Here is a 25204-nt window from a genome sequence, read left to right on the forward strand (position 1 = left end):
GGGCAGTAGTCCTACTGCCCGGTCTGCCGCTGGTCCCGGCGCCTGTCGGTGGAGCTGCGGTAGACGCGCAGCAGCTCCAATGCCAAAGCTGCCAGGCAGATGAATGCGATGACCTTGATATCCATATCCAATGTTCCCTGGGAAATTCATAGAAATGTATGGCGGTCGCCTGGGTCTCCTTGGCGGTGCCGCTGGACATGCTGCCGGGGCGCTGGCGATCAGGCAAGTGTCGGGCGACCGGCTGTGGCGCCAGTGGCGGCGCTATCTATATAGAGGCCGCCTAATCATGGCGGGCGCCGGAGTCGGGCCTGAACCGCATGGCTCCAATCGGGAAACACGACGTTGAAAGAAGTGTTGACAACCATTCGGAGGTCTATATAATTCGCCGCCCGTCAACTGGCAAAGCCCATAGGGTTTTACATAAGACGCTGAATTTAAAGAAAATATTTTTTAAATTAGGTGTTGACGGGAAGTGAGGTTGCTGTAGAATGCGCGGCCTCGGTTGAGACGAAAGAATCAACCAACTGCTCTTTAACAAGTTGAATCAAGCAATTCGTGTGGGTGCTTGTGAGCTAAGACTGGTGATCGCAAGATTATCAGCATCACAAGTAACACTCGTGAATTCGAGAGTTTTTTGCGATTGCTGAGCCAAGTTTAGGGTTTTCTCAAAACCCGATCAGTATTGAACTGAAGAGTTTGATCATGGCTCAGATTGAACGCTGGCGGCAGGCCTAACACATGCAAGTCGAGCGGATGAAGGGAGCTTGCTTCTGGATTCAGCGGCGGACGGGTGAGTAATGCCTAGGAATCTGCCTGGTAGTGGGGGACAACGTTCCGAAAGGAGCGCTAATACCGCATACGTCCTACGGGAGAAAGTGGGGGATCTTCGGACCTCACGCTATCAGATGAGCCTAGGTCGGATTAGCTAGTAGGTGGGGTAATGGCTCACCTAGGCGACGATCCGTAACTGGTCTGAGAGGATGATCAGTCACACTGGAACTGAGACACGGTCCAGACTCCTACGGGAGGCAGCAGTGGGGAATATTGGACAATGGGCGAAAGCCTGATCCAGCCATGCCGCGTGTGTGAAGAAGGTCTTCGGATTGTAAAGCACTTTAAGTTGGGAGGAAGGGCAGTAAGTTAATACCTTGCTGTTTTGACGTTACCAACAGAATAAGCACCGGCTAACTTCGTGCCAGCAGCCGCGGTAATACGAAGGGTGCAAGCGTTAATCGGAATTACTGGGCGTAAAGCGCGCGTAGGTGGTTTGGTAAGATGGATGTGAAATCCCCGGGCTCAACCTGGGAACTGCATCCATAACTGCCTGACTAGAGTACGGTAGAGGGTGGTGGAATTTCCTGTGTAGCGGTGAAATGCGTAGATATAGGAAGGAACACCAGTGGCGAAGGCGACCACCTGGACTGATACTGACACTGAGGTGCGAAAGCGTGGGGAGCAAACAGGATTAGATACCCTGGTAGTCCACGCCGTAAACGATGTCGACTAGCCGTTGGGATCCTTGAGATCTTAGTGGCGCAGCTAACGCGATAAGTCGACCGCCTGGGGAGTACGGCCGCAAGGTTAAAACTCAAATGAATTGACGGGGGCCCGCACAAGCGGTGGAGCATGTGGTTTAATTCGAAGCAACGCGAAGAACCTTACCTGGCCTTGACATGTCCGGAATCCTGCAGAGATGCGGGAGTGCCTTCGGGAATCGGAACACAGGTGCTGCATGGCTGTCGTCAGCTCGTGTCGTGAGATGTTGGGTTAAGTCCCGTAACGAGCGCAACCCTTGTCCTTAGTTACCAGCACGTTATGGTGGGCACTCTAAGGAGACTGCCGGTGACAAACCGGAGGAAGGTGGGGATGACGTCAAGTCATCATGGCCCTTACGGCCAGGGCTACACACGTGCTACAATGGTCGGTACAGAGGGTTGCCAAGCCGCGAGGTGGAGCTAATCCCAGAAAACCGATCGTAGTCCGGATCGCAGTCTGCAACTCGACTGCGTGAAGTCGGAATCGCTAGTAATCGTGAATCAGAATGTCACGGTGAATACGTTCCCGGGCCTTGTACACACCGCCCGTCACACCATGGGAGTGGGTTGCTCCAGAAGTAGCTAGTCTAACCGCAAGGGGGACGGTTACCACGGAGTGATTCATGACTGGGGTGAAGTCGTAACAAGGTAGCCGTAGGGGAACCTGCGGCTGGATCACCTCCTTAATCGAAGATCGCAGCTTACTCATAAGCTCCCACACGAATTGCTTGATTCACTGGTTAGACGATTGGGTCTGTAGCTCAGTTGGTTAGAGCGCACCCCTGATAAGGGTGAGGTCGGCAGTTCGAATCTGCCCAGACCCACCAATTGTTGTGGTGGTGCCTTGATCCGATGGGGCCATAGCTCAGCTGGGAGAGCGCCTGCTTTGCACGCAGGAGGTCAGGAGTTCGATCCTCCTTGGCTCCACCATTAAAATCGTCGTAAAGCTCAGACAGGAATGTTCGATAGAACGAACCTTGCTGTCTGGTCTTTGTACCGGAACCGTTCTTTAAAAATTTGGGTATGTGATAGAAGTAGACTGAATGATCTCTTTCACTGGGGATTGTTCAAGTCAAGGTAAAATTTGCGAGTTCAAGCGCGAATTTTCGGCGAATGTCGTCTTCACGTTCGAGACGTATGACCAGATTGCTTGGGGTTATATGGTCAAGTGAAGAAGCGCATACGGTGGATGCCTTGGCAGTCAGAGGCGATGAAAGACGTGGTAGCCTGCGATAAGCTTCGGGGAGTCGGCAAACAGACTTTGATCCGGAGATCTCTGAATGGGGGAACCCAGCCAGCATAAGCTGGTTATCACACACTGAATCCATAGGTGTGTGAGGCGAACCAGGGGAACTGAAACATCTAAGTACCCTGAGGAACAGAAATCAACCGAGATTCCCTTAGTAGTGGCGAGCGAACGGGGACTAGCCCTTAAGCTTCTTAGAATCTAACAGAACGCTCTGGAAAGTGCGGCCATAGTGGGTGATAGCCCCGTATGTGAAAGGTTCTAGGAAGTGAAATCGAGTAGGACGGCGCACGTGAAACGTTGTCTGAACATGGGGGGACCATCCTCCAAGGCTAAATACTACTGACTGACCGATAGTGAACCAGTACCGTGAGGGAAAGGCGAAAAGAACCCCGGAGAGGGGAGTGAAATAGAACCTGAAACCGTATGCGTACAAGCAGTGGGAGCCCACGTTGTTGGGTGACTGCGTACCTTTTGTATAATGGGTCAGCGACTTATATTCAGTGGCGAGCTTAACCGAATAGGGGAGGCGTAGCGAAAGCGAGTCTTAATAGGGCGTTTAGTCGCTGGGTATAGACCCGAAACCGGGCGATCTATCCATGAGCAGGTTGAAGGTTAGGTAACACTGACTGGAGGACCGAACCCACTCCCGTTGAAAAGGTAGGGGATGACTTGTGGATCGGAGTGAAAGGCTAATCAAGCTCGGAGATAGCTGGTTCTCCTCGAAAGCTATTTAGGTAGCGCCTCACGTATCACTCCAGGGGGTAGAGCACTGTTTCGGCTAGGGGGTCATCCCGACTTACCAAACCGATGCAAACTCCGAATACCTGGAAGTGTCAGCGTGGGAGACACACGGCGGGTGCTAACGTCCGTCGTGAAAAGGGAAACAACCCAGACCGTCAGCTAAGGTCCCAAAGTTGTGGTTAAGTGGTAAACGATGTGGGAAGGCTTAGACAGCTAGGAGGTTGGCTTAGAAGCAGCCACCCTTTAAAGAAAGCGTAATAGCTCACTAGTCGAGTCGGCCTGCGCGGAAGATGTAACGGGGCTCAAACCACACACCGAAGCTACGGGTGCGTCGCAAGATGCGCGGTAGAGGAGCGTTCTGTAAGCCTGTGAAGGTGAGTTGAGAAGCTTGCTGGAGGTATCAGAAGTGCGAATGCTGACATGAGTAACGACAATGGGAGTGAAAAACTCCCACGCCGAAAGACCAAGGGTTCCTGCGCAACGTTAATCGACGCAGGGTTAGTCGGCCCCTAAGGCGAGGCAGAAATGCGTAGTCGATGGGAAACAGGTTAATATTCCTGTACTTCTAGTTACTGCGATGGAGGGACGGAGAAGGCTAGGCCAGCTTGGCGTTGGTTGTCCAAGTTTAAGGTTGTAGGCTGGACACTTAGGCAAATCCGGGTGTTCAAGGCCGAGAGCTGATGACGAGCTTTCTTTTAGAGAGCGAAGTGGTTGATGCCATGCTTCCAGGAAAAGCTTCTAAGCTTCAGGTAACTAGGAACCGTACCCGAAACCGACACAGGTGGTCGGGTAGAGAATACCAAGGCGCTTGAGAGAACTCGGGTGAAGGAACTAGGCAAAATGGCACCGTAACTTCGGGAGAAGGTGCGCCGGTGAGGGTGAAGTATTTACTGCGTAAGCCCACGCCGGTCGAAGATACCAGGCCGCTGCGACTGTTTATTAAAAACACAGCACTCTGCAAACACGAAAGTGGACGTATAGGGTGTGACGCCTGCCCGGTGCCGGAAGGTTAATTGATGGGGTTAGCGAAAGCGAAGCTCTTGATCGAAGCCCCGGTAAACGGCGGCCGTAACTATAACGGTCCTAAGGTAGCGAAATTCCTTGTCGGGTAAGTTCCGACCTGCACGAATGGCGTAACGATGGCGGCGCTGTCTCCACCCGAGACTCAGTGAAATTGAAATCGCTGTGAAGATGCAGTGTATCCGCGGCTAGACGGAAAGACCCCGTGAACCTTTACTGTAGCTTTGCACTGGACTTTGAGCCTGCTTGTGTAGGATAGGTGGGAGGCTTTGAAGCGTGGACGCCAGTTCGCGTGGAGCCAACCTTGAAATACCACCCTGGCATGCTTGAGGTTCTAACTCTGATCCGTTATCCGGATCGAGGACAGTGTATGGTGGGCAGTTTGACTGGGGCGGTCTCCTCCTAAAGAGTAACGGAGGAGTACGAAGGTGCGCTCAGACCGGTCGGAAATCGGTCGCAGAGTATAAAGGCAAAAGCGCGCTTGACTGCGAGACAGACACGTCGAGCAGGTACGAAAGTAGGTCTTAGTGATCCGGTGGTTCTGTATGGAAGGGCCATCGCTCAACGGATAAAAGGTACTCCGGGGATAACAGGCTGATACCGCCCAAGAGTTCATATCGACGGCGGTGTTTGGCACCTCGATGTCGGCTCATCACATCCTGGGGCTGAAGCCGGTCCCAAGGGTATGGCTGTTCGCCATTTAAAGTGGTACGCGAGCTGGGTTTAGAACGTCGTGAGACAGTTCGGTCCCTATCTGCCGTGGACGTTTGAGATTTGAGAGGGGCTGCTCCTAGTACGAGAGGACCGGAGTGGACGAACCTCTGGTGTTCCGGTTGTCACGCCAGTGGCACTGCCGGGTAGCTATGTTCGGAATAGATAACCGCTGAAAGCATCTAAGCGGGAAACTAGCCTCAAGATGAGATCTCACTGGGAACTTGATTCCCCTGAAGGGCCGTCGAAGACTACGACGTTGATAGGTCGGGTGTGTAAGCGCTGTGAGGCGTTGAGCTAACCGATACTAATTGCCCGTGAGGCTTGACCATATAACACCCAAACAATTTGTGTGTTGATTGGTGAAGTCGACGAACCGAAAGTTCGTGAGAACCGCAAAGAAAATACCTGTCACATACCCGAATCGGGATGAGCGTGAGCGCAAGCCACGAGCATCCGAAAGAATTGCTTGACGACCATAGAGCGTTGGAACCACCTGATCCCATCCCGAACTCAGCAGTGAAACGACGCATCGCCGATGGTAGTGTGGGGTTTCCCCATGTGAGAGTAGGTCATCGTCAAGCACCTATCCCAAAACCCCTGATCAGCCTGGCTGGTCGGGGGTTTTGCTTTGGGCGCGGAAAAGCCGGGGCGATGGGAGCAGATACCCGCGCCATTGCATTCCCCTTGTAGGAGCGCGCCCTGCGCGCGATATCGCGGGCAGGGCCCGCTCCTACAGGGGGGCGGGCCCATGGCGATGGGTATCGCTGCGCTCAACGCCATCCTACGAGGGCATGTCTCCTGCGCCCGTAGGAGCAATTGTCTACAGGCTGTAGTGCTCTTGGTAGGAGCGAGCTTGCTCGCGAACAGACTCCGCGACGGGGCTCATTCGCGAGCAAGCTCGCTCCTACGAAAAGCCGTGCCCGCTCGGCAGGCAGACATTCGGAACTTCGCCGCGCTGTGTAGCGCCTATAGTCAGAAACAATAGGTAACAAGTTCCCGGCCGCCGCCACTGCTCGCCGGGAGTCCACCGTCTGCAGGACGCGCTCTCGAGGATGGGGAGGCCCGTTCGTGGAGTCGGGTGCCGTGGCCAGGAGGGCCGGCGCCGATCTGGAGAAAGGTAGCCGCCATGAGCAAGAAACCCTTCTACAAGAGCCTCTACGTGCAGGTGCTGATCGCCATTGCCATTGGCATCGCCCTGGGCCACTTCTATCCGCAGACCGCGGTGCTGATGAAGCCCCTGGGCGACGGCTTCGTAAAACTGATCAAGATGGCCATTGCGCCGATCATCTTCTGCACAGTGGTCACTGGCATCGCCGGCATGCAGAGCATGAAGGCGGTGGGCAAGACCGGTGGCATGGCGCTGCTGTACTTCGAGGTGGTTTCCACCATCGCTCTGATCATCGGCCTGGCGGTAGTCAACATCGTCCAGCCGGGTGTGGGTATGCACGTCGACCCGGCCAGCCTGGATACCAGCAAGGTCGCCGCCTACGCCTCGGCCGGCGAGAAGCAGAGCACCATCGAGTTCCTGCTCAACATCATCCCCAACACCGTGGTCGGCGCCTTCGCCAACGGTGACATCCTCCAGGTGCTGTTCTTCTCCGTGCTCTTCGGCTACGCGCTGCACCGCATGGGCAGCCTGGGCCAGCCGATCTTCCTGTTCATCGAGCGTTTCACCCAGGTGATGTTCAACATCATCAACGTGATCATGCGCGTCGCCCCTATCGGCGCCTTCGGCGCCATGGCTTTCACCATCGGTGCCTATGGCGTAGGTTCGCTGGTGCAACTGGGTGAACTGATGGCCTGCTTCTACCTCACCTGCATCCTCTTCGTGCTCCTCGTGCTGGGTAGCATCGCGCGCTTCCACGGCTTCAACATCCTGCGTTTCATCAACTACATCCGCGAGGAACTGCTGATCGTGCTCGGCACTTCCTCGTCGGAGTCCGCGCTGCCGCGGATGATCGCCAAGATGGAGAAACTGGGCTGCGACAAGACTGTAGTCGGCCTGGTGATTCCCACCGGCTATTCCTTCAACCTCGACGGCACCTCGATCTACCTGACCATGGCCGCGGTGTTCATCGCCCAGGCCACCGACACGCAGATGGATATCATCCACCAGGTGACCCTGCTGGCGGTGCTGCTGATCGCATCCAAGGGCGCGGCCGGCGTCACCGGCTCGGGTTTCATCGTCCTGGCTGCTACCTTGTCCGCCGTGGGCCACCTGCCGGTCGCCGGCCTGGCGCTGATCCTCGGCATCGACCGCTTCATGTCCGAGGCCCGCGCCCTGACCAACCTGGTGGGCAACGGCGTGGCCACCGTTGTGGTAGCCAAGTGGTGCAAGGAGCTGGACGAGGAAACCCTGCATCGCGAACTGGCCGCCGGACCCTCGGCGCTCGAAGCATCGATGGATCATTGAAAGCTTCACGCGCTACCCTCTACGGCGCCCCTGCACGGGGCGCTGTCGTTTCCTGAAGCCCGTCATGCAGGCAGTGGAGAAAGCCATGACCGAACGCAAGTCGAACTACCCGCTGTACACCCACTATTCGGGCCCGGCCCTGCTGGAGATGCCGCTGTTGAACAAGGGCAGCGCCTTCAGCCCGCAGGAGCGCATCGACTTCAACCTCATCGGCCTGCTGCCGCAGACCGTGGAGACCATCGAGGAACAGGCCGAGCGTGTCTACCAGCAGTACCTGCAATGCGCCTCCGACCTCGACCGGCACGTCTACCTGCGCTCCATCCAGGACAACAACGAGACGCTGTTCTTCCGCCTGCTCGAAGGCCACCTGGAGGAGATGCTGCCGATCATCTACACGCCCACGGTGGGCCAGGCCTGCCAGGACTTCTCGAAGATCTACCGCACCCACCGCGGGCTGTTCGTCTCCTGGCCGGACCGCGAGCGCATCGACGACGTGCTGCGCAGCGCCACCAAGGACAAGGTGAAGATCATCGTGGTCACCGACAGCGAGCGCATCCTCGGCCTGGGCGACCAGGGCATCGGCGGCATGGGCATCCCCATCGGCAAGCTGTCGCTGTACACCGCCTGCGGCGGCATCAGCCCGGCCTATACGCTGCCCATAGTGCTGGACGTGGGCACCAACAACCAGGCGCTGCTGGACGACCCGCTGTACATGGGCTGGCGCCACCCGCGCATCAGCGGCAAGGACTACGACGAATTCGTCGAGCTGTTCATCCGCGCCGTGCAGCGCCGCTGGCCGGGCGTGCTGCTGCAGTTCGAGGACTTCGCCCAGACCAACGCCATGCCGCTGCTGGAGCGTTACCGCGACCAGCTGTGCTGCTTCAACGACGACATCCAGGGCACCGCCTCGGTGGCGGTCGGCACCCTGCTGGCGGCGTGCAAGGTCAAGCAGCAGAAGCTCAGCGAGCAGGTGATCACCTTCGTCGGCGCCGGTTCCGCCGGCTGCGGCATCGCCGAGCACATCATCGCCGCCATGCAGCTGGAAGGGCTGTCCGAGGCGCAGGCGCGCCAGCGCATCTTCATGGTCGACCGCCACGGTTTGCTGGTGGAAGGCATGGACGGCCTGCTGGAGTTCCAACGCAAGCTGGCGCAGAAGGCCGCCGACGTGGCCGGCTGGCAGCGCGGCGAGGACGGCATCGGCGTGCTCGAAGTGGTCAGCCGGGCCAAGCCGACGGTGATGATCGGCGTTTCCGGGCAGCGCGGGCTGTTCAGCGAGGCGGTGATCCGCGAGATGTACAAGCACTGCCCGCTGCCGCTGGTGATGCCGCTGTCCAACCCGACCTCGCGGGTCGAGGCGACGCCGGCGGAAATCCTCCAGTGGACCGAGGGCCGCGCGCTGGTCGCCACCGGCAGCCCGTTCCAGCCGGTGGAGCACGGCGGGCGCAGCATCCACATCGCCCAGTGCAACAACTCCTATATCTTCCCCGGCATCGGCCTGGGGGTGATCGCCGCCGGCGCCCGGCGCGTGACCGAGGCGATGCTGATGGCCGCTTCCAACGCCCTGGCCGAATGCTCGCCGGTGGTGACGGGGGAGGGCGACGCGGTGCTGCCGCCGCTGCGCGACATCCAGCAGGTCAGCCGGCGCATCGCCTTCGCCGTGGCCAAGCAGGCCCAGGCCGAGGGCGTAGCGCTGGAAACCCCGGACGACATGCTCCATGCCGCCATCGAGCGCAACTTCTGGGCGCCGCGCTACCGCGAGTACCGTCGTCGCTCGTTGTGAGGTCGTTGCCCTCGGTGGCTCAGTGGCTGCAAGCGCCCAGTAGATAGGGCCCCATGTCCCGTCGGGCTTCTTCTTCCAGCAGCCCGACGCTCACCTGGACACCTGCCTCGCGCAGTATCGCGATGCCGGCGCCGGCATTGCGCGGATCGGGGTCCAGCATGGCGACCACTACCCGCTTGACGCCCCAGACCACCAGGGCGCGGGCGCAGGAGGGTGTGCGGCCGGCGAAGGAGCAGGGCTCCAGTGTCACGTAGGCGGTGAGTTCGGCCGTGGCCCCAGCCAACTGCGCCAGCGCCATGGCTTCGGCGTGAGGCTCGCCGGGCGGCTGGGTGAAGCCGCTGGCTACGAGCATGCCGTTGGCCGTCATCACGCAGCCGACCGGCGGATTGGGCAGGCAGCTCGATAGCGCGCGGCGTCCCTGGGCCAGGGCGAGGCGCATGCATTCACGGTCGTGTTCTTCGAGATGGTTGTTCATGGAGGTTCCCGGTAAAAAGGCGGCGGGCGAAGCGCTCAGGGCTCGATCGTCAGCCAGGGCCAGCGCGCCTGGTAGCTGCTGGCCTTGCGCGCGAACCATTCGGGTTGGTGGTTCAATGGGTTGCTCCGCAACATTCCGGCCTGCAGATCGTCGAGGCCGTGGGTGCTGTAGAGTTCGCCGCTGCCCACGTCCAGTCCCAGACAGGTCGCGTTGATCAGGTAGCGGTCTATCCCGTCGGTGACGGCCTGCAGGGGAGGGCAGGCGGAACCGAAGCGGCCTTCGTACCAGAGGTGCACCCGCGCCTGGTTGCGCACCTCCACGTTCGCTTCCAGGTCGTGGCAGGCCTGGCGCACCTGTCGTATCACCTGGTCCTCGGCTTCCCAGGACAGGTCTTCGTCGAAGTAGATGACGTCGTAGTCTTTCACGCCCCAGCCGGCGGCACGGCCGCAGCGGTGGTTCCAGACCGCCTGGAACAGGCAGCCGGCGGTGAGCATGCAGGCGGGCAGGTCGAGCCTGGCCAGCACCTCGAGCAAGGCTTCGTTGATCGGGTTGCGCAGCGCCAGCGCCACTACCTGCTCGTCGGTCAATGGGGCCATGAGTCCACTCCCTGGGCGGTGTTTCGATGGGTCGCCAGCATAACAGTGCCCGGAGCCGGCGCCAGGCACCGGCTTACACTGGCTGGGGCGCACACGCAGGACGCCGCGTCGAGCGGCTGGCGAACCCGTCCTTGCGCGGGCGGGTTCTTTCCGGGGGGCTTTTCCTCTATCTTCTGCGCTTGCGCCTTCCTTCCTCACGCAGACTCGCCGCATGCCCGTCCCGTCGTCCCTTGCGCCATCCCTCACTGCCGGTATCGCGGCGTTGACCCGTCACTACGCCGATACCGTCCTGCCGTTGTGGCGCGCCGCCGGCTGGAACGAGGCGCTGCAGCTGCCCTACGAGTCGCTCGACGATCGCAGCGGGCAGCCCCTGCCCGCGGTACGCTACCGCGCCATGGCCTGCGCCCGCCAGCTGTTCGTCTTCAGCCACGCGGGGCCTGCCGGCGCTGCTCGGGCAGAGGCATTGTTCGCCTCGCTGCAACGTCACTTCGGCGATGGCCACGGGGCCTGGCTCTACAGCATCGACACGGCCGGAAAGCCGCTGGACAGCCGCCGCGATCTCTACACCTTCGCCTTCGTGGTGTTCGCCTGCGCGCAGTATCACAAGCTCAGTGGCAACGCGGCTGCGCTGGAGCTGATGACGCGCACCACCGAGCTGATCGAGCAGCGCTTCGCCGATGGCCAGGGGTTGTACCTGTCCGCGCTGGCCGAGGATTTCGTAGACGACGGCGCGCCCGTGCTGCAGAACCCCATCATGCACCTCACCGAGGCCTATCTGGCGGCCTATGCCATCGCCGGCGACCCCTGGTACGGAGAGCGCCTGCAGGCGATCGGCGCCGCGGTATTGGCGCGCTTCGTCGATCCGGCTAGCGGCTGCGTGGCCGAACTGCCGCTGGGTGAGGCGGGCAACCGCATCGAGCCGGGGCACCAGTTCGAATGGTTCTCCCTGGTCATGGGAGAGCCGGCGTTGTTCGCCGGTTCGGCCCTGGAGGCTGCGCTGCGCCACGCCTTCGCCTTCGCACAGCGACATGGCGTGGCCGCTGGCACCCTCGGCGTCGGCGCCGCACTGGCGGCGGACGGCACCCTGCAGGACGCCACCCAGCGCATCTGGGCGCAGACCGAGTTCGCCCGCGCCCTGGCCGTGGAGGGTAGCGCCCGATCCCTCGATACCCTGGCGCTCTGGACCGAGCGCTTCCGTTCGCGCTTCCTGCACGACGGTGGCTGGCACGAGGTGCTGGGCCCCGGTGGCGAGGTGTTGCGCCCGGACATGCCGTCCACCACGCCCTACCACCTGCTGGGTGCCTACCAGGCGCTGCAGGCCCTGGCCGGGCGCGTCTGACTCCTTGTACCGCCCGGCGGCCATGCCTTTGGCAGGGGCGATCCGGCGGAACCGCTGGCAAGCTGGAGAGTCCGTGAAAGGGTGGGCGACCGTCCGCCATCTCGCGCTACTCCAACCATGTGAACGGCCTGCCAGCGGGCCGGGGGAAACGATGCATGCAACAGCACACCAGCGAGCCGAACTTCATGCCACCCAGCGAGTACACCACCTCCAGCGGGGTGGCGGTGCTCATCTCACCGCGCTACGCCGGCCCCGGCAAGGTCGCCGAGATGCTGCTTTCGCTGGCGAAGGTGCCGCCGAGCGTGTCGCCGCTGGATGTCGTCGTCGGCCCCTGGGATTCCCATGAAGCCGCCTTCGAGGCCTCCTTCGCCGCGGCCGAGCGCTGGGTGGACCAGCTCGACGGGAGGGGCTGAGCGGGGCTCTTCGCGTTATCCATTCGAGCCCGCCGCGGCACCGAAGGTGCATCTCCCGGGGCATGTGGGGCGCCGAGGTGCTTTCGTGGGATGTAGGAGCGGCTGTCTTGCAGGCCGCGCTGGGATGCTCTTCGTAGGAGCGAGCTTGCTCGCGAACAGACTCCGCTGCGGGGCTCATTCGCGAGCAAGCTCGCTCCTACAAGAAGCCATCCTCACCGATGTGGTAGGAGCGCGCCCTGCGCGCGAATCGCGGGCAGGGCCCGCTCCTACAGGTGCTGGGAGATGCCTTCTGCTCGGCATGGAAAGGCGACCGGCCGTCCAGAATCGCGGTGCGGAAAAGAAAATGCTGTTCAAATCCGTCGAACCCTGTATTCTGCTGCCACTGCCTGCCAGTTTAGCGGCTCCGTATTGATGTTCAGTCCGTTCTGATTTCCATCTCCTCGGTTTCTCTTCACTCTGCATTCAGTTCCAGCCAGGCATGTCGCCTGTGCTCGTTCCTACCTTGGAGATCTACATCATGGCAAACCGCCAAACTGGTACCGTCAAGTGGTTCAACGCTGAGAAGGGCTTCGGCTTCATCACCCCGGAAAGCGGCCCGGACGTATTCGTTCACTTCCGTCAGATCGAATCCACCGGCTACAAGACCCTCGACGAAGGTCAGCGCGTCAGCTTCCTCGTGACTGCCGGCGCCAAAGGCCCGCAGGCCGAGCAGGTTCAAGCCCTGTAAGCGCACCTTCTGGTGCCCGAAGCCCCGCATCGCATTGCGGGGCTTTTCGTTTGTGCCCGAAAAATTCCCGCTCGCAATCGAAGCTCCGCGACCTCGACCCGCCAGCCTGGCGCTCGCTGATCGACGCCGCATCCTGCCTCGCCCCTGACCGGGCGCTCCATACCATCGCGCAGACGCTGTCCGTGGACGGTGGCTACATCTAGCAGCAACTCCGCTGCCCTTCCTCTTTCCCTCCGCTGATGTCGTTTTCATGGCATCGCCAGCCCCGGCCTTGGGCGCTCGCGGGCGAGGCCATGTCGTTTTTTCTCATGCCCATGGCGATCCTGGGCAAATGCCCGGATGACGCCCTGGAATAGGGTTGTGCCCGCGTCCCGCAGTCCGGGACGCCCGCCAGGTGGCGCCTTGCCACCGCATAACAAATTCAACAAAGGCCGACCGATGAGTATTCCAAGTGCGAAAGGCGCCAGTGGCGAACTGGTCCAGGGCTTCAAGCCGCGCCATGTGACCATGCTGTCCATTGCCGGGATCATAGGCGCGGGATTGTTTGTCGGTTCCGGCCATGCCATCGCCGCCGCGGGGCCCGCCGCCATCCTGGCCTACGCGCTGTCCGGGCTGCTGGTGGTGCTGGTGATGCGCATGCTCGGCGAGATGGCCGTGGCCCGCCCCGACACTGGCTCCTTCTCCGCCTACGCCGACCAGGCCATCGGCCGCTGGGCCGGCTTCACCATCGGCTGGCTGTACTGGTGGTTCTGGGTGCTGGTGATTCCCATCGAGGCGATCGCCGCCGGGGTGATCTTCAACAGCTGGTTCCCGCAGGTGCAGACCTGGGTGTTCGCCCTGGTGATGACGCTGCTGCTGACCGTCACCAACCTGTTCAGCGTGGCCAAGTACGGCGAGTTCGAGTTCTGGTTCGCCATGCTCAAGGTGGGCGCCATCGTGCTGTTCATCGCCGTGGGCGCGGCGGCGCTTCTCGGCGTGTTGCCGGCGGGGCACGAGGTCAGCGGCCTGGGCAGCCTGATGCGCGAGCATGGCGGCTTCCTGCCCAACGGCTGGGGCGCCATCTTCACCGCGCTGATCACCACGCTGTTCAGCTTCATCGGCACCGAGGCGGTGACCATCGCCGCCGCCGAATCCAGCGACCCGCGGCGCAACATCGCCAAGGCCACGCGGGCTGTGATCTGGCGCATCAGCGTGTTCTACCTGCTGTCGATCCTGGTGATCATCTCCGTGGTGCCCTGGAACGACCCCATGCTCACGGCGCAGGGCTCCTACCAGCGCGCCCTGGAGCTGATGAACGTGCCCCACGCCAAGCTGATGATGGACGTGGTGGTGCTGGTGGCCGTGGCCAGTTGCCTGAACTCCTCGATCTACATCGCCTCGCGGATGATCTACTCGCTGAGCCGCCGCAACGACGCGCCGGCCTTCATCCAGCGCACCTCGGCGGCCGGCGTGCCGCGAGCCGCGGTGATCGCCAGCACGCTGATCGGCATGCTCACCACCGTGCTGAACTTCGTCGCCCCGGCGCGGGTGTTCGACTTCCTTCTCGCCAGCTCCGGCTCCATCGCGCTGCTGGTGTACCTGGCCATCGCCGTTTCGCAATTGCGCATGCGCGCCAAGCTGCAGCGCGGCAACCAGGAGATCGCCTGCCGCATGTGGCTGTTCCCCTGGCTGACCTGGGCGGTGATCGCCTTCATCAGCACCGTGCTGGCGGTGATGTTCATCCTGCCGGAGCACCGCGCCGAAGTGAGTTCCACCCTCGGCCTGAGCGTGGCGACCGTGCTGCTGAGCTTCACCAATCGACGCCAGGGCGCGACTGTCGGCGGCCGCCTCGACCCGCTGCGTTCGGCCGGCTGACGGCGGGAGTCGCGATTGGTCGACCGGCGGCAGTTCAGCGGCGCCATGCAGGGCCGCAACCTCAGGTTCCTTTCCGCGCCCCGGGCGGGCGCGCAACGCCAGGGGCGGGTGGGCTTTCTGCTGCTGGAGCATTTCTCCCTGCCGGCTTTCACCCAGGCGCTGGATACCCTGGTCACCGCCAACCTGATCCGCGCCGGGGCCTTCGCCACCAGCACCTTCAGCCTGGATGGCGAGTCGGTCACCAGCGACCTGGGGCTGGTCATCTGCCCCGGCTCGGCCTTGGCGCCCGCGCACCTGGCGGGGCTGGACCTGCTGGTGGTCTGCGGCGGCCTGCGCACCCCGCTGCGCGCCGCGCCGGAACTGACGCGCCTGCTGCAACTGGCGGCGGAGAAGGGCGTGGCCCTGGCCGGGCTGTGGAACGGCGCCTGGTTCCTTGGCCAGGCCGGCCTGCTGAACGGCTACCGCTGCGCAGTGCACCCGGAGAACCGTGCCGCGCTGGCGGAGATCGCCCGGCACAGCGAGGTCACCAGCGAAAGCCACATGGTCGACCGCGACCGCCTCACCGCGGCGAGCCCGACCGGGGCCTTCAACATGGTGCTGGAGTGGATGGACGCGCTGCACGGCCGCGAGCTGGTGGAGGCCGTGGCGGACATCCTCGCCTTCGAGGAATCGCGCTTCCGCCGCGCCCGGCCGGCGCTGCACGAGAAGCTCAGCGAGCCGCTGCGCGAAGCCATCAACCTGATGAGCGCCAACATCGAGGAGCCACTCAGCCAGGAGCAGCTGGCCCGCTACGTCGGCCGTTCCAAGCGGCAGATCGAAAGGCTGTTCCAGCAGCAGCTGGGCACCACGCCGGTGCGTTACTACCTGGAGCTGCGCATTACCGAAAGCCGCCGTCTGCTGCAGCATTCGGACCTGCCGATGTTCGAGGTGGGCCTGGCCTGTGGTTTTGTTTCGCCCAGCCATTTCAGCAAGTGCTACACGTCTTTCTACGGGTATCCGCCGTCGAAGGAGGTGCGCCATGGGTGTGTGAAGTCGGTGAGGTAGGTTGGCTTGTGGAGACGGCGGATAACGCTGGGGTGTTATGCGCTCTAGGATTCGGGAGGGGTGTTTTCCGGGGGCCGAGGTGTGTTGGATTGACTCCGCTCCCTCTCCCCAGCCCTCGGCTGCGCGCCCCGCCCTGAAGGGAGAGGGGGCTTGTCCGTGCCGAGACAAGCTTTGGTGTCAGTCGGGAACTCGGTACAAGCCGGCTAACGCCGAAACACCAGCGCGCTCCGAACGGTCCCCTCTCCCTTCAGGGAGAGGGTTAGGGAGAGGAGCGGCCTCGAACCCGAGCACCAGAACGCCCGGCGAACCCCGCGCTGCCTTGAACGTAGGACGGACAGCCGCGAACGGTCATGCGCCCCACGCCACCGTAGGATGGGTTGAGCGAAGCGATACCCATCGCCACGCCCGCATGGGGTTCGCAAACTCGACCCATCCTGCGAAAAGCAGCGCGCCAGCCGATTTCACTCCCTCTGCCCACCCCCCTTGCCCTGCTCCTCGAACCAATCCAGCACCGTCTGACAAGCCGGATGAGCCGCCCCGCTGTCGCGCAGCCACAGGGCGTAGACGCCGCCGGTCTTCAGCGCCTCGCCGAAGGGCACGATGAGGTCGCCGCGCTGCAGGGCGTCCTGGGCCAGCATGCGGTCGGTCATGGCGATGCCCAGGCCGCGGGTGGCGGCGTCCAGGGCCAGGTCGTCGAGGTTGAACAGGATGTGCTTGAACTGGCGTGGCGCGCTGTCGGGCTGGGCGCGCAGCCATTGCGTCCACTCGTGGCGGCCGGTGGAGGCGTGGATCAGCGCGTGGCGCGCCAGTTCCTCCAGCGAGCGCGGCGGCGGCTGGCCGTCGTCCAGGCGCGGTGCGCAGACCGGCACCAGGTATTCGTCGAACAGCGGGGTGAGCGGGCGCTCGTCCAGGCCGCCGGGCAGGTAGAGCACGTAGGCGTCGCAATCGCCGCCGTCGTCCACCACTTCGCCGCCGACGCTCTCGATGGACAGGCACAGACCGGGGTTGGCCGCGTAGAACGAACTCAGGCGCGGCAGCAGCCAGCGCACCGCCAGTGAGACGAAGATGCGGATGCGGAAGGGCCGCTCCAGGGGCACCGGCGTCAGGCGTTCCTCCAGGCGCAGCAGGGTCTTGAACATGTCCCGCGCCACGCCGTACACCTCGCGCCCGGCGTCGGTCAGGACCACCTTGCGGCTGGTGCGGTCGAACAGCGGCACCCGGTAGTACTCCTCCAACTGCTGCACCTGCCGGCTGATGGCGCTCTGCGTCAGGTGCAGCTGGCGTGCGGCGGCGGTGAAGCTGCTGGCCTCGGCCACGTGAACCAGCGCCTGGAGGGCTTGCAGGGAGGGAACGCGAAGCAGTTTATCCATGCGTTTTCCGAATGGTTGGATGAAATATCAGCGTTGGCCTGAGGCCAGCAAGAGCCCGTAGATTCGGCATTCGACGCGCAAGCAGGGTATTCGCTGGATACCCCCTGCGCATGGATTCTGAAGGAGTGACGGGCCATGAACAATCACTGCGGCTGGATCGCCCTGGCAGGCGAGGGCACACCCCGGCCGCGCCTCGCCGGCCAGCAACGGGCCGACTGGCTGATCATCGGCGGCGGCATCACCGGCCTGTCGGCGGCCCATGCCCTGGCGCGGCGCTTTCCGCAGCAGCGGGTGCTGCTGCTGGAGCGCCAGCGCGTGGCCCAGGGCGCCTCGGCGCGCAACTCGGGCTTCGTGGTCAGCCATGAGCTGCCCCACGCCGGCGAACTGCTGGGCCAGCCCGGTTACGCCGCCTACCAGTTGGCCTCGCGCATCGGTGTGGCTGCCGGCCGCGAAGTCCGCCAGCGCATCGCCGAGCTGGGCATCGACTGCGAGCTGAGCGACGACGGCTACCACTTCGCCGCCCATGACCCCGCGCACCTGGACGCCGAACCGACCCTCGCCACCCTGGCTTCGGTGGGCGCCACGGCGCAGTACCTGGAGGGCGAAGCCCTGGCGCGGCGCCTGGGCAGCGGCTTCTACGCGCGGGCCATCCACTGCGCCGGCGGCAACGGCCTGCTGCAGCCGGCGCGCTACGTGCGTGGCCTGGCGGAGAGCCTGCCGGAGCAGGTGGAGCTGTACGAGCACAGCGACGTCAGCGGTCTGCGTCGCTCGGGCCGGCTGTGGTCGGTGCGCGCTGGGGAGGGCGAGGTGACGGCGCCGCAGGTGCTGGTCTGCGTGGGCGCCTTCCTGGCCCGCGCCGGCCTGCGCGGCGGCGGCACCTTCCCCCTGGAGCTGAGCGCCAGCATCACCCGGCCGCTGCACGAAGCCTACTGGCAGGCGCTGTTCGGCGAGCGCCAGTGGGGCGTGCTGGCGCCGCTGCCGGGCGGCGCCACCCTGCGCCTGCTGCCCGGCCGCCGGCTGCTGATCCGCAACACCGTGGAATACCGCCGGCATGACCTCGACGGCCCGGCCCTGGCCCAGCGCCGGGAGCGCCACCTGGAGGGCCTGCAGAAGCGCTTCCCCGGCCTGCAGGCTGCGGACATCGCCTACAGCTGGACCGGCCACCTCAGCGGCACGCGCTCCGGCGAGCCCTATTTCGCCCGGGTGGCCGACGGCCTGCACGCCGTGGCCGGCTGCAACGGCTCGGGCGTGGCCCGCGGCACCCTGTGGGGCCGCCTGCTGGCGGAAATGGCCGCCGGCGTCGATTCGCCGCTTCTGGCCGACGTGCTGGCCCAGGCGCGCCCCGGCTACCTGCCGCCGCGCCCCTTCTTCGACATCGGCGCCGCGCTGCGCATGGCCTGGGAGGTCCGCCGCGCGCAGGCCGAAGGCTGATCGACTCCTTCCCATCCACCCCCATCCAGAACAACAAACGAGGGCAGCATGAACCTACGACACTCGCACCTGGCCGGCCTGGCGCTGGCGCTGCTGGCCGGCACCGCGCAGGCGGCGCCGACCGTCACCATCGCCAACTGGAGCGGCTACATCGCCGACGACACCCTGGCCAACTTCACCCGCCAGACCGGCATCCAGACCACCTACGACCTGGTCGACAGCAACGAGACCACCGAGGCCAAGCTGATGACCGGCGCCAGCGGCTACGACCTGGCCAGCCCGTCCAACCACTTCCTGCCGCGGCTGATCAAGGCCGGCGCCATCCAGGAACTGGACCGCGCCAAGCTGCCCAACTGGCACAACCTCGATCCCAAGCTGATGAAGGTCCTCGAGGCCAGCGACCCGGGCAACCGCTACGCCGTGCCCTATCTCTGGGTGACCGTGGGCATCGGCTACAACGAGGAGAAGATCCGCGCCATCTTCGGCAACACCGACGTCACTCGTAGCTGGCAACTGCTGTTCGACCCGCAGAACATCGCCAAGCTCGCCCAGTGCGGCGTGGCGGTGATCGACAACTCCACGCAGATGGTGCCCATCACCCTGCGCGTGCTCGGCCTGGACCCCGCCAGCGAGAAGCCCGCCGACTTCGCCAAGGCCGAGGCCGCGCTGCGCGCCATCAGCCCGTCGATCCGCTACTTCCACCAGTCCAAGTACGTCAGCGACCTGGCCAACGGCAACATCTGCGTGGCCGTAGGCTTCAGCGGCGACGTGCTGCAGGCCATGAGCACCGCGCAGCAGGCCGGCAACGGCGTGAAGATCGGCTTCAGCCTGCCCCGCGAGGGCACCACCATCGCGGTGGACACCGTGGTCATCCCGAAGAATGCGCCGCACCTGGACAGCGCCTACGCCTACCTGAACTACCTGCTCGAACCCAAGGTGATCGCCGACATCAGCAACGCCGTGCAGTATCCCAACGGCAACGCCGCGGCGCTGCAATACGTGACCCCGGCCTTGCGTGAGAACCCCGCGGTCTACCCGCCGCAGGAAGTGCTCGACAGCCTGTTCCCGATCCGCACCCTGTCCCCGGCCGGCATGCGCCTGAACACCCGCCTGTGGACCCGCGTGAAGAGCGGCACATGAGCCGGCCCGACAGCCTTCGAGGGAACGCCCTGGTGGTCGGCGCCGGCGTGGTCGGCCTGGCCACCGCCCTGTGCCTGCAGCGCCGGGGCTGGGCGGTGAGCCTGCTGGACCGCAACCCCCCGGGCCTGGCCACCTCGTTCGGCAACGCCTGCACCTTCGCCACCTATTCCGTGGAGCCGGTGGCCACCCCCGGCATCTGGCGCAAGGCGCCGGGGATGCTGCTGCGCCCGGACAGCCCGCTGGCGATCCGCCCGGCCTACCTGCCGCGCATCGCCCCCTGGCTGTGGCGCTTCCTCGCCGAATCGCGGCGGCAGCGGGTGGAAGCCATCGGCCATGACCTGAACAGCCTGCTGCGGCCGTGCATGGCCGCCTGGCAGGTGCTGCTGGACGATGCGCAGGCCAACGACCTGGTGCGCCACGACGGCTCGCTGTACATCTTCGAGGCCCACGAGCGCCAGGCGGCGCTGGAGATGGTCGACTACCACCGGTGCTTCGAGGTGCCCATCCGCCTGGTGGAGGGCCCGGAACTGCGCGAACTGGAGCCGGCGCTCAACGCCCGCGCCGCCTGCGCGGTGGAGCTGCCCGGGGTGAGCCGCACGCTCGACCCCTACGCCCTCAGCCGGCGCCTGTTCGAACGCTTCCTGGCCCTGGGCGGCCGCTTCCGCCGCGGTGAGCTGCTGGGCATCGAGCCGGCGGGCGAGGGTGGTGATGCCGTGCAGGCCCACCTGAGCAGCGGCGAGCGGATCGTTGCAGCGCGGGTGGCGCTGTGCACCGGCGCCTGGTCACGGCACCTCACGCAGCAACTGGGCGATGCCGTGCCGCAGGACACCGAGCGCGGCTACCACGTGCTCTTCGACCACGCCGGCGAAGTGCTCAACCGCCCGGTCTGCTGGGCCGCCGGCGGTTTCTACATGACGCCCATGGCTCAGGGCCTGCGGGTGGCCGGCACGGTGGAATTCGCCGGGCTGGAGGCGCTGCCCGCCGAGGCCCGCTACCGCTACCTGGTCCGCGGCGCGCGGCGCTTCCTGCGCCTGCAGCACGAGCCGGCGTCGCGCTGGATGGGCTTCCGCTCCTCGCTGCCGGACAGCAAGCCGGTGCTCGGCCCGGCCCGGCGCCTGCCCCAGGTGTTCTACAACTTCGGCCACGGCCATATCGGCCTGACCTTGGGCGCCATCACCGGCCAACTGCTGGCCGAACAGGCCTCGGACCTGGCGCCGTCGGTGCCGCTGGAGCCCTTCCTGGCGCGGCGTTTCGCAGGGTAGGCGCTGACAGGTATCGCCCGGCGCGATACCTGCCAGCGGCAAACGCGCTCCGTCGCCGGCGGCGCGCGGGGTATAAAGCGCCCATGCGCTACCGTCGCCTCGACCTCAACCTGTTGGTGGCCCTGGCCGCGCTGCTCGACGAGTGCAGCGTCAGCCGGGCCGCCGAACGCCTCCACCTGGGCCAGTCGGCCACCAGCGCGGCGCTGGCGCGCCTGCGCGAGCATTTCAACGACCCGCTGCTGCTGCCGGTGGGGCGGCGCCTGGTGCCCAGCGCCCTGGGCCGCCAGTTGCTGCCGAAGGTGCGCGAGGCGCTGGCCCTGGCCGGCGAGGTGGTGGATGCGGCGGTGGTGTTCGACCCTTCGCGTTGCGATCGGCGCTTCACCCTGGTGGCCTCCGACTACGTGGCGGCGACCCTGTTGCCGGCGGCCAGCCGCGAGCTGTCGCGGCTGGCGCCGGGGGCCTCGCTGGTGGTGCGTGACCTGCCGCTGCCGCGCGATGGCGACGTGGTCGCCGAAGCCCTGGAGTACCGCCGCAGCGACCTGGTGATAGTGCCGCAGCGCCGGGTGAATGCCCGTTATCCGCAGATGCCGCTGCTCAGCGACGAGCTGTGCTGCATCGTCTGCGCCGGGCATCCGGCCTTCGCCGAGGGCCTGAGCCTGGCCGACTATTGCGCCGCCGAGCACGTGCTGCGCGAGTTCGCCGACGGCCAGAACCTGGCCATGGACGCGCTGCACCTGCGCGAGCTGGGCATCGAACGGCGCGTGGCGGTGGCGGTGCAGAGCTTCGCGCTGATGGCCGAGTTTATCGTCGGCACGCCGCGGGTGGCCACGCTGTTTCGCCGCCAGGCGCAGGCCCTGGCGCGGCGCTACCCGCTGCGCGTGCTGCCGGCGCCGCTGGCCTTCCCGGCGGCGCCGCAGCTGTTGCAGTGGCACCCGCAGCAGGACCTGGACCCGGCGCTGGCCTGGCTCCGCGGATTGCTGGCGGAGCAGGCCGCGCGGCTGGATCAGGCCTGAGCGTCGCCAGTGTCGCCGTGCAGGCCCAGTTCCTCGATGGCCAGCAGGGCGCAGCGTTCGTCGTTGTCGGACGTGTCGCCGCTCACGCCGATAGCGCCGAGCAGGTTGCCGGCCTCGTCGCGCAGCAGGATGCCGCCGGGCACCGGGATCACCTCGCCGCCGGTCAGGCTGTTGATCGCATCGAAGAACGCCGGCATGGCCTGGGCGCGGCGCGCCAGTTCGCGGCCGCCAAAACCCATGCCCAGGCAGCCGCGGGCCTTGCCGCTGGCGATCTGCGGGCGCAGGAAGCTGGCCTGCTCGTCGCGCAGCACTGCCAGCGGGTGGCCGGCGGCGTCCAGCACCGCGGCGGCCAGCGGGCGCAGGCCCAGCGCACGGGCATGGCGCAGGGTGGCGGCGGCCAGCTGCGCGGCGCGTTCGAAGTCGAGTGTGGTCATGCTCACAGGCTCCATTTGCCGAGTTGGGCGACGCGGTCGCGGGTGTAGAGGTCGGTCCATTTCAGCGAGTTGAAGTCCGACACCTGCTTGGGGTTGTACGCCGTGCGCTGCAGGCGCACCGGTTCGCCGGCCTTGTACACGGCCTGCAGGCGCTGGCGGTCCTGGAGGATGCGGATGTCGTCCAGGGGCGAGCCGTCGAGCAGCAGCAGGTCGGCCTGCTTGCCCGCTTCCAGCGTGCCCAGCGTCTCGCCGCGCGGCATCAGCCGGGCGCCGACGTTGGTGGCGGCATACAGCGCCTCGGCCGGGGTGAAGCCCAGGCGGGTGACCAGCAGTTCCAGCTCGCGGGCATGCCATTCGCCGTAGGGAGTGACCGCGAAACCGCTGTCGCTGCCGCAGGCGAAGGGGATGCCGGCGGCCTTGGCGCGCTTGAGCACCGGGGTGCCCAGCTCCAGGGTGCGTGCGCAGTAGCCGGCGTAGCCGGTGGCTATGGCCGGGTCGTGGGGCTGGCAGAAGTCCACGGTGTTCTGCGGGAAGGTCATGGTCGGGGCCAGCACGCTGCCGGCCTCCAGCAGCGCCTCGATGCAGGCGTCGTCCATGTAGAAGGCATGGAACACCAGGTCCACCCCGGCCCTGGCGGCGTACATCACCGCCTCGCGGCCGTAGGCGTGGGTGGCCACCCGGCAGCCCAGGCGGTGGGCTTCCTCGACCATTTCGCGGGTCTCGTCGGCGGTGAAGGCGGCGATGATCTCGCCGTTGGGCCGGCGGTGGGTGCCGTCCATGGCGATCTTGATCAGGTCGACGCCGTCCTTGGCCTGCCTGCGGATTTCGGCGATGGCCTCGGTGCGGCTGGTGACCAGGGCGGCGGTGAAGTATTCCGGCGCGCCGACGCGGCTGGGGAACCAGTCGTTGAGGCTCTGCCGGTTGGTGATCACGCGGCTGCTGGCGGCGATGCGCGGGCCCTCGAACAGCCCGGCGTTGACCGTGTTGCGCACGGCGATGCTGAGCTGGCCGCTGTCGCCGGGGCAGACCATGGAGGTGACGCCGGCGGCGAGCACGTGCTGGGCGAAGAACAGCCCGCGCAGGGCGCGGAATTCGTCGCTGGTCCAGATATCGATGTCTTCCTCGCTCTGGGCGTTGCCGAAGGCCAGGTGGGTGTGCACGTCCACCAGCCCGGGCATGACGAAGGCGGCGCGTTCCTCGCGGTCGCCCGGCTGCGGCCGCGGGGCCTGGGCGGTTGGGCCGACATGGCGGATCAGGCCGTTGTCGATGATCAGCGTCTGGGCGTGGCGGGCCTCCAGGCCGGTGCCGTCGAACAGGGTGGAGCAGTGCAGGTGCAGGGCGCCCATGGGCGGTTTCTCCTCGGCTTCTTGTTGTGCCGGCAGGCTAGGGCGGCGCCGGCCCGGCTGACCAACAGATGCTGTCGATGTCCGGTCATCGATGGTGTCGATACGTGGCGCAGGCCCTGTGGTGCCTGGGCTGGGGAAGGAGGGCAAGCGCCCGCCGGCAGGTATCGGCAGTGGCGATGGCAGGCATGGCCAATGGCGATTTTTCCCGCCGGGGCGGCCGGGGCGAGGATGCCGCCGCCATCAAACCAAGAGGGAAACCCGATGAACGATATCCGTAGCGAACTGCTGGCCCTGGAGCGGGAACGCCAGCGCGCGCTGGTGGAAGAGGACCACGCCGGCCTGGAGCGGTTGTTCGCCGACGACCTGCTGTACGTGCACACCACGGGTCTGGTGCAGGACAAGGCGCAGTATCTGGACTACGCCCGCCACGCCGTGCGCTATCTGGCGGTGGAGCGCGGCGAACTGCAGGTGCGCCTGTTCGGCGATGGCCTGGCGCTGATGAGTGGGCCGCAGTGCAACCTGCTGCAGAAGCGTGGTGGCGGCGAGCCGGTGCGTGCCGAGGGCTTCGCCACGCAGCTGTGGGTGAAGGGCGGGGAGGGCTGGCGGATCGCGTCGTTCCATGGGACGCGGGTGCCGGCGTAGGACTAAGGGCTGTCGCTCCTACGCCGCCCCGCCCACGCCATTTCCCTGTAGGAGCGCGCCCTGCGCGCGAAATCGCGGGCAGGGCCCGCTCCTACAGGTTGCCGGATGGCGGGATCGTAGGGCGGATAACGCCCAGGCGTTATCCGCCGATTCCGCGTCTGCTTCCAGAGCGAAGAGCCCCTCTCCCCAACCCTCTCCCGCAAGCGGGAGAGGGGGCTGTCCGTGCCGAGAGGAGGTCTGGTTCCAGACGGCAATCTCTGTGCTAGCCGGCTAACTCCAGAACATCCAACCCTGCCCAACGGCCCTCTCTCCTGCAAGCGGGAGAGAGGGGCGTCCGTGCCGAGAGTAGGTCTGGTTCCAGACGGCAATCTCCGTGCTAGCCGGCTAATTCCAGAGCATCCAACCCTGGCCAACGCCCTCTCTCCCGCAAGCGGGAGAGAGGGCTGTCCGTGCCGAGAGTAGGTCTGGTTCCAGATGGCAATCCCTGTGCAGGCCGGCTAACTCTGCCGAGAGGAGGCCGGGTTCCAGATGGCAATCTCCGTGCTAGCCGGCTAACTCCAGAACATCCTACCCTGCCCAACGGTCCCCTCTCCCTTCAGGGAGAGGGTTAGGGAGAGGGTGCTCTCAGGTCCGGCACCATCGCCTCCCATCCCACGAAAGCGCTTC

17 protein-coding genes, 2 tRNA genes and 3 rRNA genes are annotated in these 25204 nt (G+C 64.9%); 17 read left to right on the forward strand and 5 right to left on the reverse strand.

Going from position 1 to position 25204, the window contains the following annotated elements; genetic code table 11:
* Nucleotides 1-684: 684 nt before the first annotated feature.
* The 7 genes from ACTWJ5_RS15030 to ACTWJ5_RS15060 all read left to right on the forward strand — a co-directional run bounded on the left by ACTWJ5_RS15030 (nucleotide 685) and on the right by ACTWJ5_RS15060 (nucleotide 9452).
* Nucleotides 685-2221 (forward strand): 16S ribosomal RNA (locus ACTWJ5_RS15030).
* 64 nt (nucleotides 2222-2285) lie between these two features.
* A tRNA-Ile gene (locus tag ACTWJ5_RS15035) sits at nucleotides 2286-2362 on the forward strand.
* A 27-nt stretch (nucleotides 2363-2389) separates the two neighbouring features.
* Nucleotides 2390-2465 (forward strand) — tRNA-Ala (locus ACTWJ5_RS15040).
* 232 nt (nucleotides 2466-2697) lie between these two features.
* A 23S ribosomal RNA gene (locus ACTWJ5_RS15045) occupies nucleotides 2698-5588 on the forward strand.
* A gap of 136 nt (nucleotides 5589-5724) precedes the next feature.
* Nucleotides 5725-5840, forward strand: a 5S ribosomal RNA gene (rrf, locus tag ACTWJ5_RS15050).
* The 16S, 23S and 5S rRNA genes sit together here with 2 tRNA genes alongside, the layout of an rRNA operon.
* 545 nt (nucleotides 5841-6385) lie before the next feature.
* Complete coding sequence (locus ACTWJ5_RS15055; protein ID WP_064583035.1) at nucleotides 6386-7672, forward strand: dicarboxylate/amino acid:cation symporter; 1287 nt, start codon at nucleotides 6386-6388, stop codon at nucleotides 7670-7672.
* A gap of 85 nt (nucleotides 7673-7757) precedes the next feature.
* Nucleotides 7758-9452 carry an NAD-dependent malic enzyme gene (locus tag ACTWJ5_RS15060; RefSeq protein WP_249919925.1) on the forward strand — a complete coding sequence of 565 codons (1695 nt, stop codon included), beginning with the start codon at nucleotides 7758-7760 and terminating at the stop codon, nucleotides 9450-9452.
* Between the two features lie 19 nt (nucleotides 9453-9471).
* Here the strand turns inward: ACTWJ5_RS15060 and ACTWJ5_RS15065 are convergent, their stop codons facing one another.
* Together ACTWJ5_RS15065 and ACTWJ5_RS15070 are read right to left on the reverse strand one after the other, a co-directional pair.
* Nucleotides 9472-9927 carry a bifunctional diaminohydroxyphosphoribosylaminopyrimidine deaminase/5-amino-6-(5-phosphoribosylamino)uracil reductase RibD gene (locus ACTWJ5_RS15065; RefSeq protein WP_249919926.1) on the reverse strand — a complete coding sequence of 152 codons (456 nt, stop codon included), beginning with the start codon at nucleotides 9925-9927 and terminating at the stop codon, nucleotides 9472-9474.
* A gap of 35 nt (nucleotides 9928-9962) precedes the next feature.
* A complete protein-coding gene (locus ACTWJ5_RS15070) occupies nucleotides 9963-10523 on the reverse strand; it encodes a nucleotidyltransferase family protein (RefSeq protein ID WP_074982554.1) in 561 nt (186 codons plus the stop codon).
* 262 nt (nucleotides 10524-10785) lie between these two features.
* Between ACTWJ5_RS15070 and ACTWJ5_RS15075 the strand changes: the two genes are divergently transcribed.
* From ACTWJ5_RS15075 to ACTWJ5_RS15095, 5 genes are all read left to right on the forward strand, one after another.
* Entirely contained in the window at nucleotides 10786-11862 is a 1077-nt protein-coding gene (locus ACTWJ5_RS15075) for an AGE family epimerase/isomerase (protein ID WP_444439291.1), read from the forward strand.
* Between the two features lie 155 nt (nucleotides 11863-12017).
* Nucleotides 12018-12275, forward strand: a complete 258-nt coding sequence (locus ACTWJ5_RS15080; RefSeq protein WP_074982551.1) for a hypothetical protein — start codon at nucleotides 12018-12020, stop codon at nucleotides 12273-12275.
* Between the two features lie 517 nt (nucleotides 12276-12792).
* A complete protein-coding gene (locus ACTWJ5_RS15085) occupies nucleotides 12793-13002 on the forward strand; it encodes a cold-shock protein (RefSeq protein ID WP_074982570.1) in 210 nt (69 codons plus the stop codon).
* Nucleotides 13003-13440: 438 nt separating this feature from the next.
* The gene (gabP, locus tag ACTWJ5_RS15090) at nucleotides 13441-14856 is read left to right on the forward strand and encodes a GABA permease (protein ID WP_444439293.1); all 1416 of its coding nucleotides are present in this window, start codon (nucleotides 13441-13443) and stop codon (nucleotides 14854-14856) included.
* 45 nt (nucleotides 14857-14901) lie between these two features.
* On the forward strand, nucleotides 14902-15900 hold the full coding sequence (locus tag ACTWJ5_RS15095; protein ID WP_134163521.1) for a GlxA family transcriptional regulator: 999 nt from the start codon (nucleotides 14902-14904) through the stop codon (nucleotides 15898-15900).
* A gap of 461 nt (nucleotides 15901-16361) precedes the next feature.
* On the opposite strand, the gene ACTWJ5_RS15100 is transcribed toward ACTWJ5_RS15095, so the two are convergent.
* Nucleotides 16362-17270: a LysR substrate-binding domain-containing protein gene (locus ACTWJ5_RS15100; RefSeq protein WP_444439295.1), complete on the reverse strand. Its 909-nt coding sequence runs from the start codon at nucleotides 17268-17270 to the stop codon at nucleotides 16362-16364.
* 135 nt (nucleotides 17271-17405) lie between these two features.
* Between ACTWJ5_RS15100 and ACTWJ5_RS15105 the strand changes: the two genes are divergently transcribed.
* From ACTWJ5_RS15105 to ACTWJ5_RS15120, 4 genes are all read left to right on the forward strand, one after another.
* A complete protein-coding gene (locus tag ACTWJ5_RS15105; protein ID WP_444439297.1) occupies nucleotides 17406-18701 on the forward strand; it encodes an NAD(P)/FAD-dependent oxidoreductase in 1296 nt (431 codons plus the stop codon).
* A 48-nt stretch (nucleotides 18702-18749) separates the two neighbouring features.
* Entirely contained in the window at nucleotides 18750-19841 is a 1092-nt protein-coding gene (locus tag ACTWJ5_RS15110) for a polyamine ABC transporter substrate-binding protein (RefSeq protein ID WP_444439299.1), read from the forward strand.
* The gene (locus tag ACTWJ5_RS15115) at nucleotides 19838-21103 is read left to right on the forward strand and encodes an NAD(P)/FAD-dependent oxidoreductase (protein ID WP_444439301.1); all 1266 of its coding nucleotides are present in this window, start codon (nucleotides 19838-19840) and stop codon (nucleotides 21101-21103) included. Before ACTWJ5_RS15110 ends, ACTWJ5_RS15115 begins: the two co-directional genes overlap by 4 nt.
* An 83-nt stretch (nucleotides 21104-21186) precedes the next feature.
* The gene (locus tag ACTWJ5_RS15120; RefSeq protein WP_116426080.1) at nucleotides 21187-22116 is read left to right on the forward strand and encodes a LysR family transcriptional regulator; all 930 of its coding nucleotides are present in this window, start codon (nucleotides 21187-21189) and stop codon (nucleotides 22114-22116) included.
* Here the strand turns inward: ACTWJ5_RS15120 and ACTWJ5_RS15125 are convergent.
* Together ACTWJ5_RS15125 and ACTWJ5_RS15130 are read right to left on the reverse strand one after the other, a co-directional pair.
* The gene (locus ACTWJ5_RS15125; protein WP_301501740.1) at nucleotides 22107-22550 is read right to left on the reverse strand and encodes a GlcG/HbpS family heme-binding protein; all 444 of its coding nucleotides are present in this window, start codon (nucleotides 22548-22550) and stop codon (nucleotides 22107-22109) included. The genes ACTWJ5_RS15120 and ACTWJ5_RS15125 overlap by 10 nt on opposite strands.
* Nucleotides 22551-22552: 2 nt before the next feature.
* Nucleotides 22553-23896, reverse strand: coding sequence for an amidohydrolase family protein (locus ACTWJ5_RS15130; RefSeq protein ID WP_444439303.1), 1344 nt, complete (start codon nucleotides 23894-23896; stop codon nucleotides 22553-22555).
* Nucleotides 23897-24157: 261 nt separating this feature from the next.
* Between ACTWJ5_RS15130 and ACTWJ5_RS15135 the strand changes: the two genes are divergently transcribed.
* Nucleotides 24158-24538, forward strand: coding sequence for a nuclear transport factor 2 family protein (locus ACTWJ5_RS15135; protein ID WP_261746000.1), 381 nt, complete (start codon nucleotides 24158-24160; stop codon nucleotides 24536-24538).
* The last annotated feature ends 666 nt before the right edge of the window (nucleotides 24539-25204 follow it).

Origin of the sequence: Pseudomonas sp. A6, assembly GCF_052367875.1 — a bacterium.
Taxonomy (GTDB): domain Bacteria; phylum Pseudomonadota; class Gammaproteobacteria; order Pseudomonadales; family Pseudomonadaceae; genus Pseudomonas; species Pseudomonas citronellolis.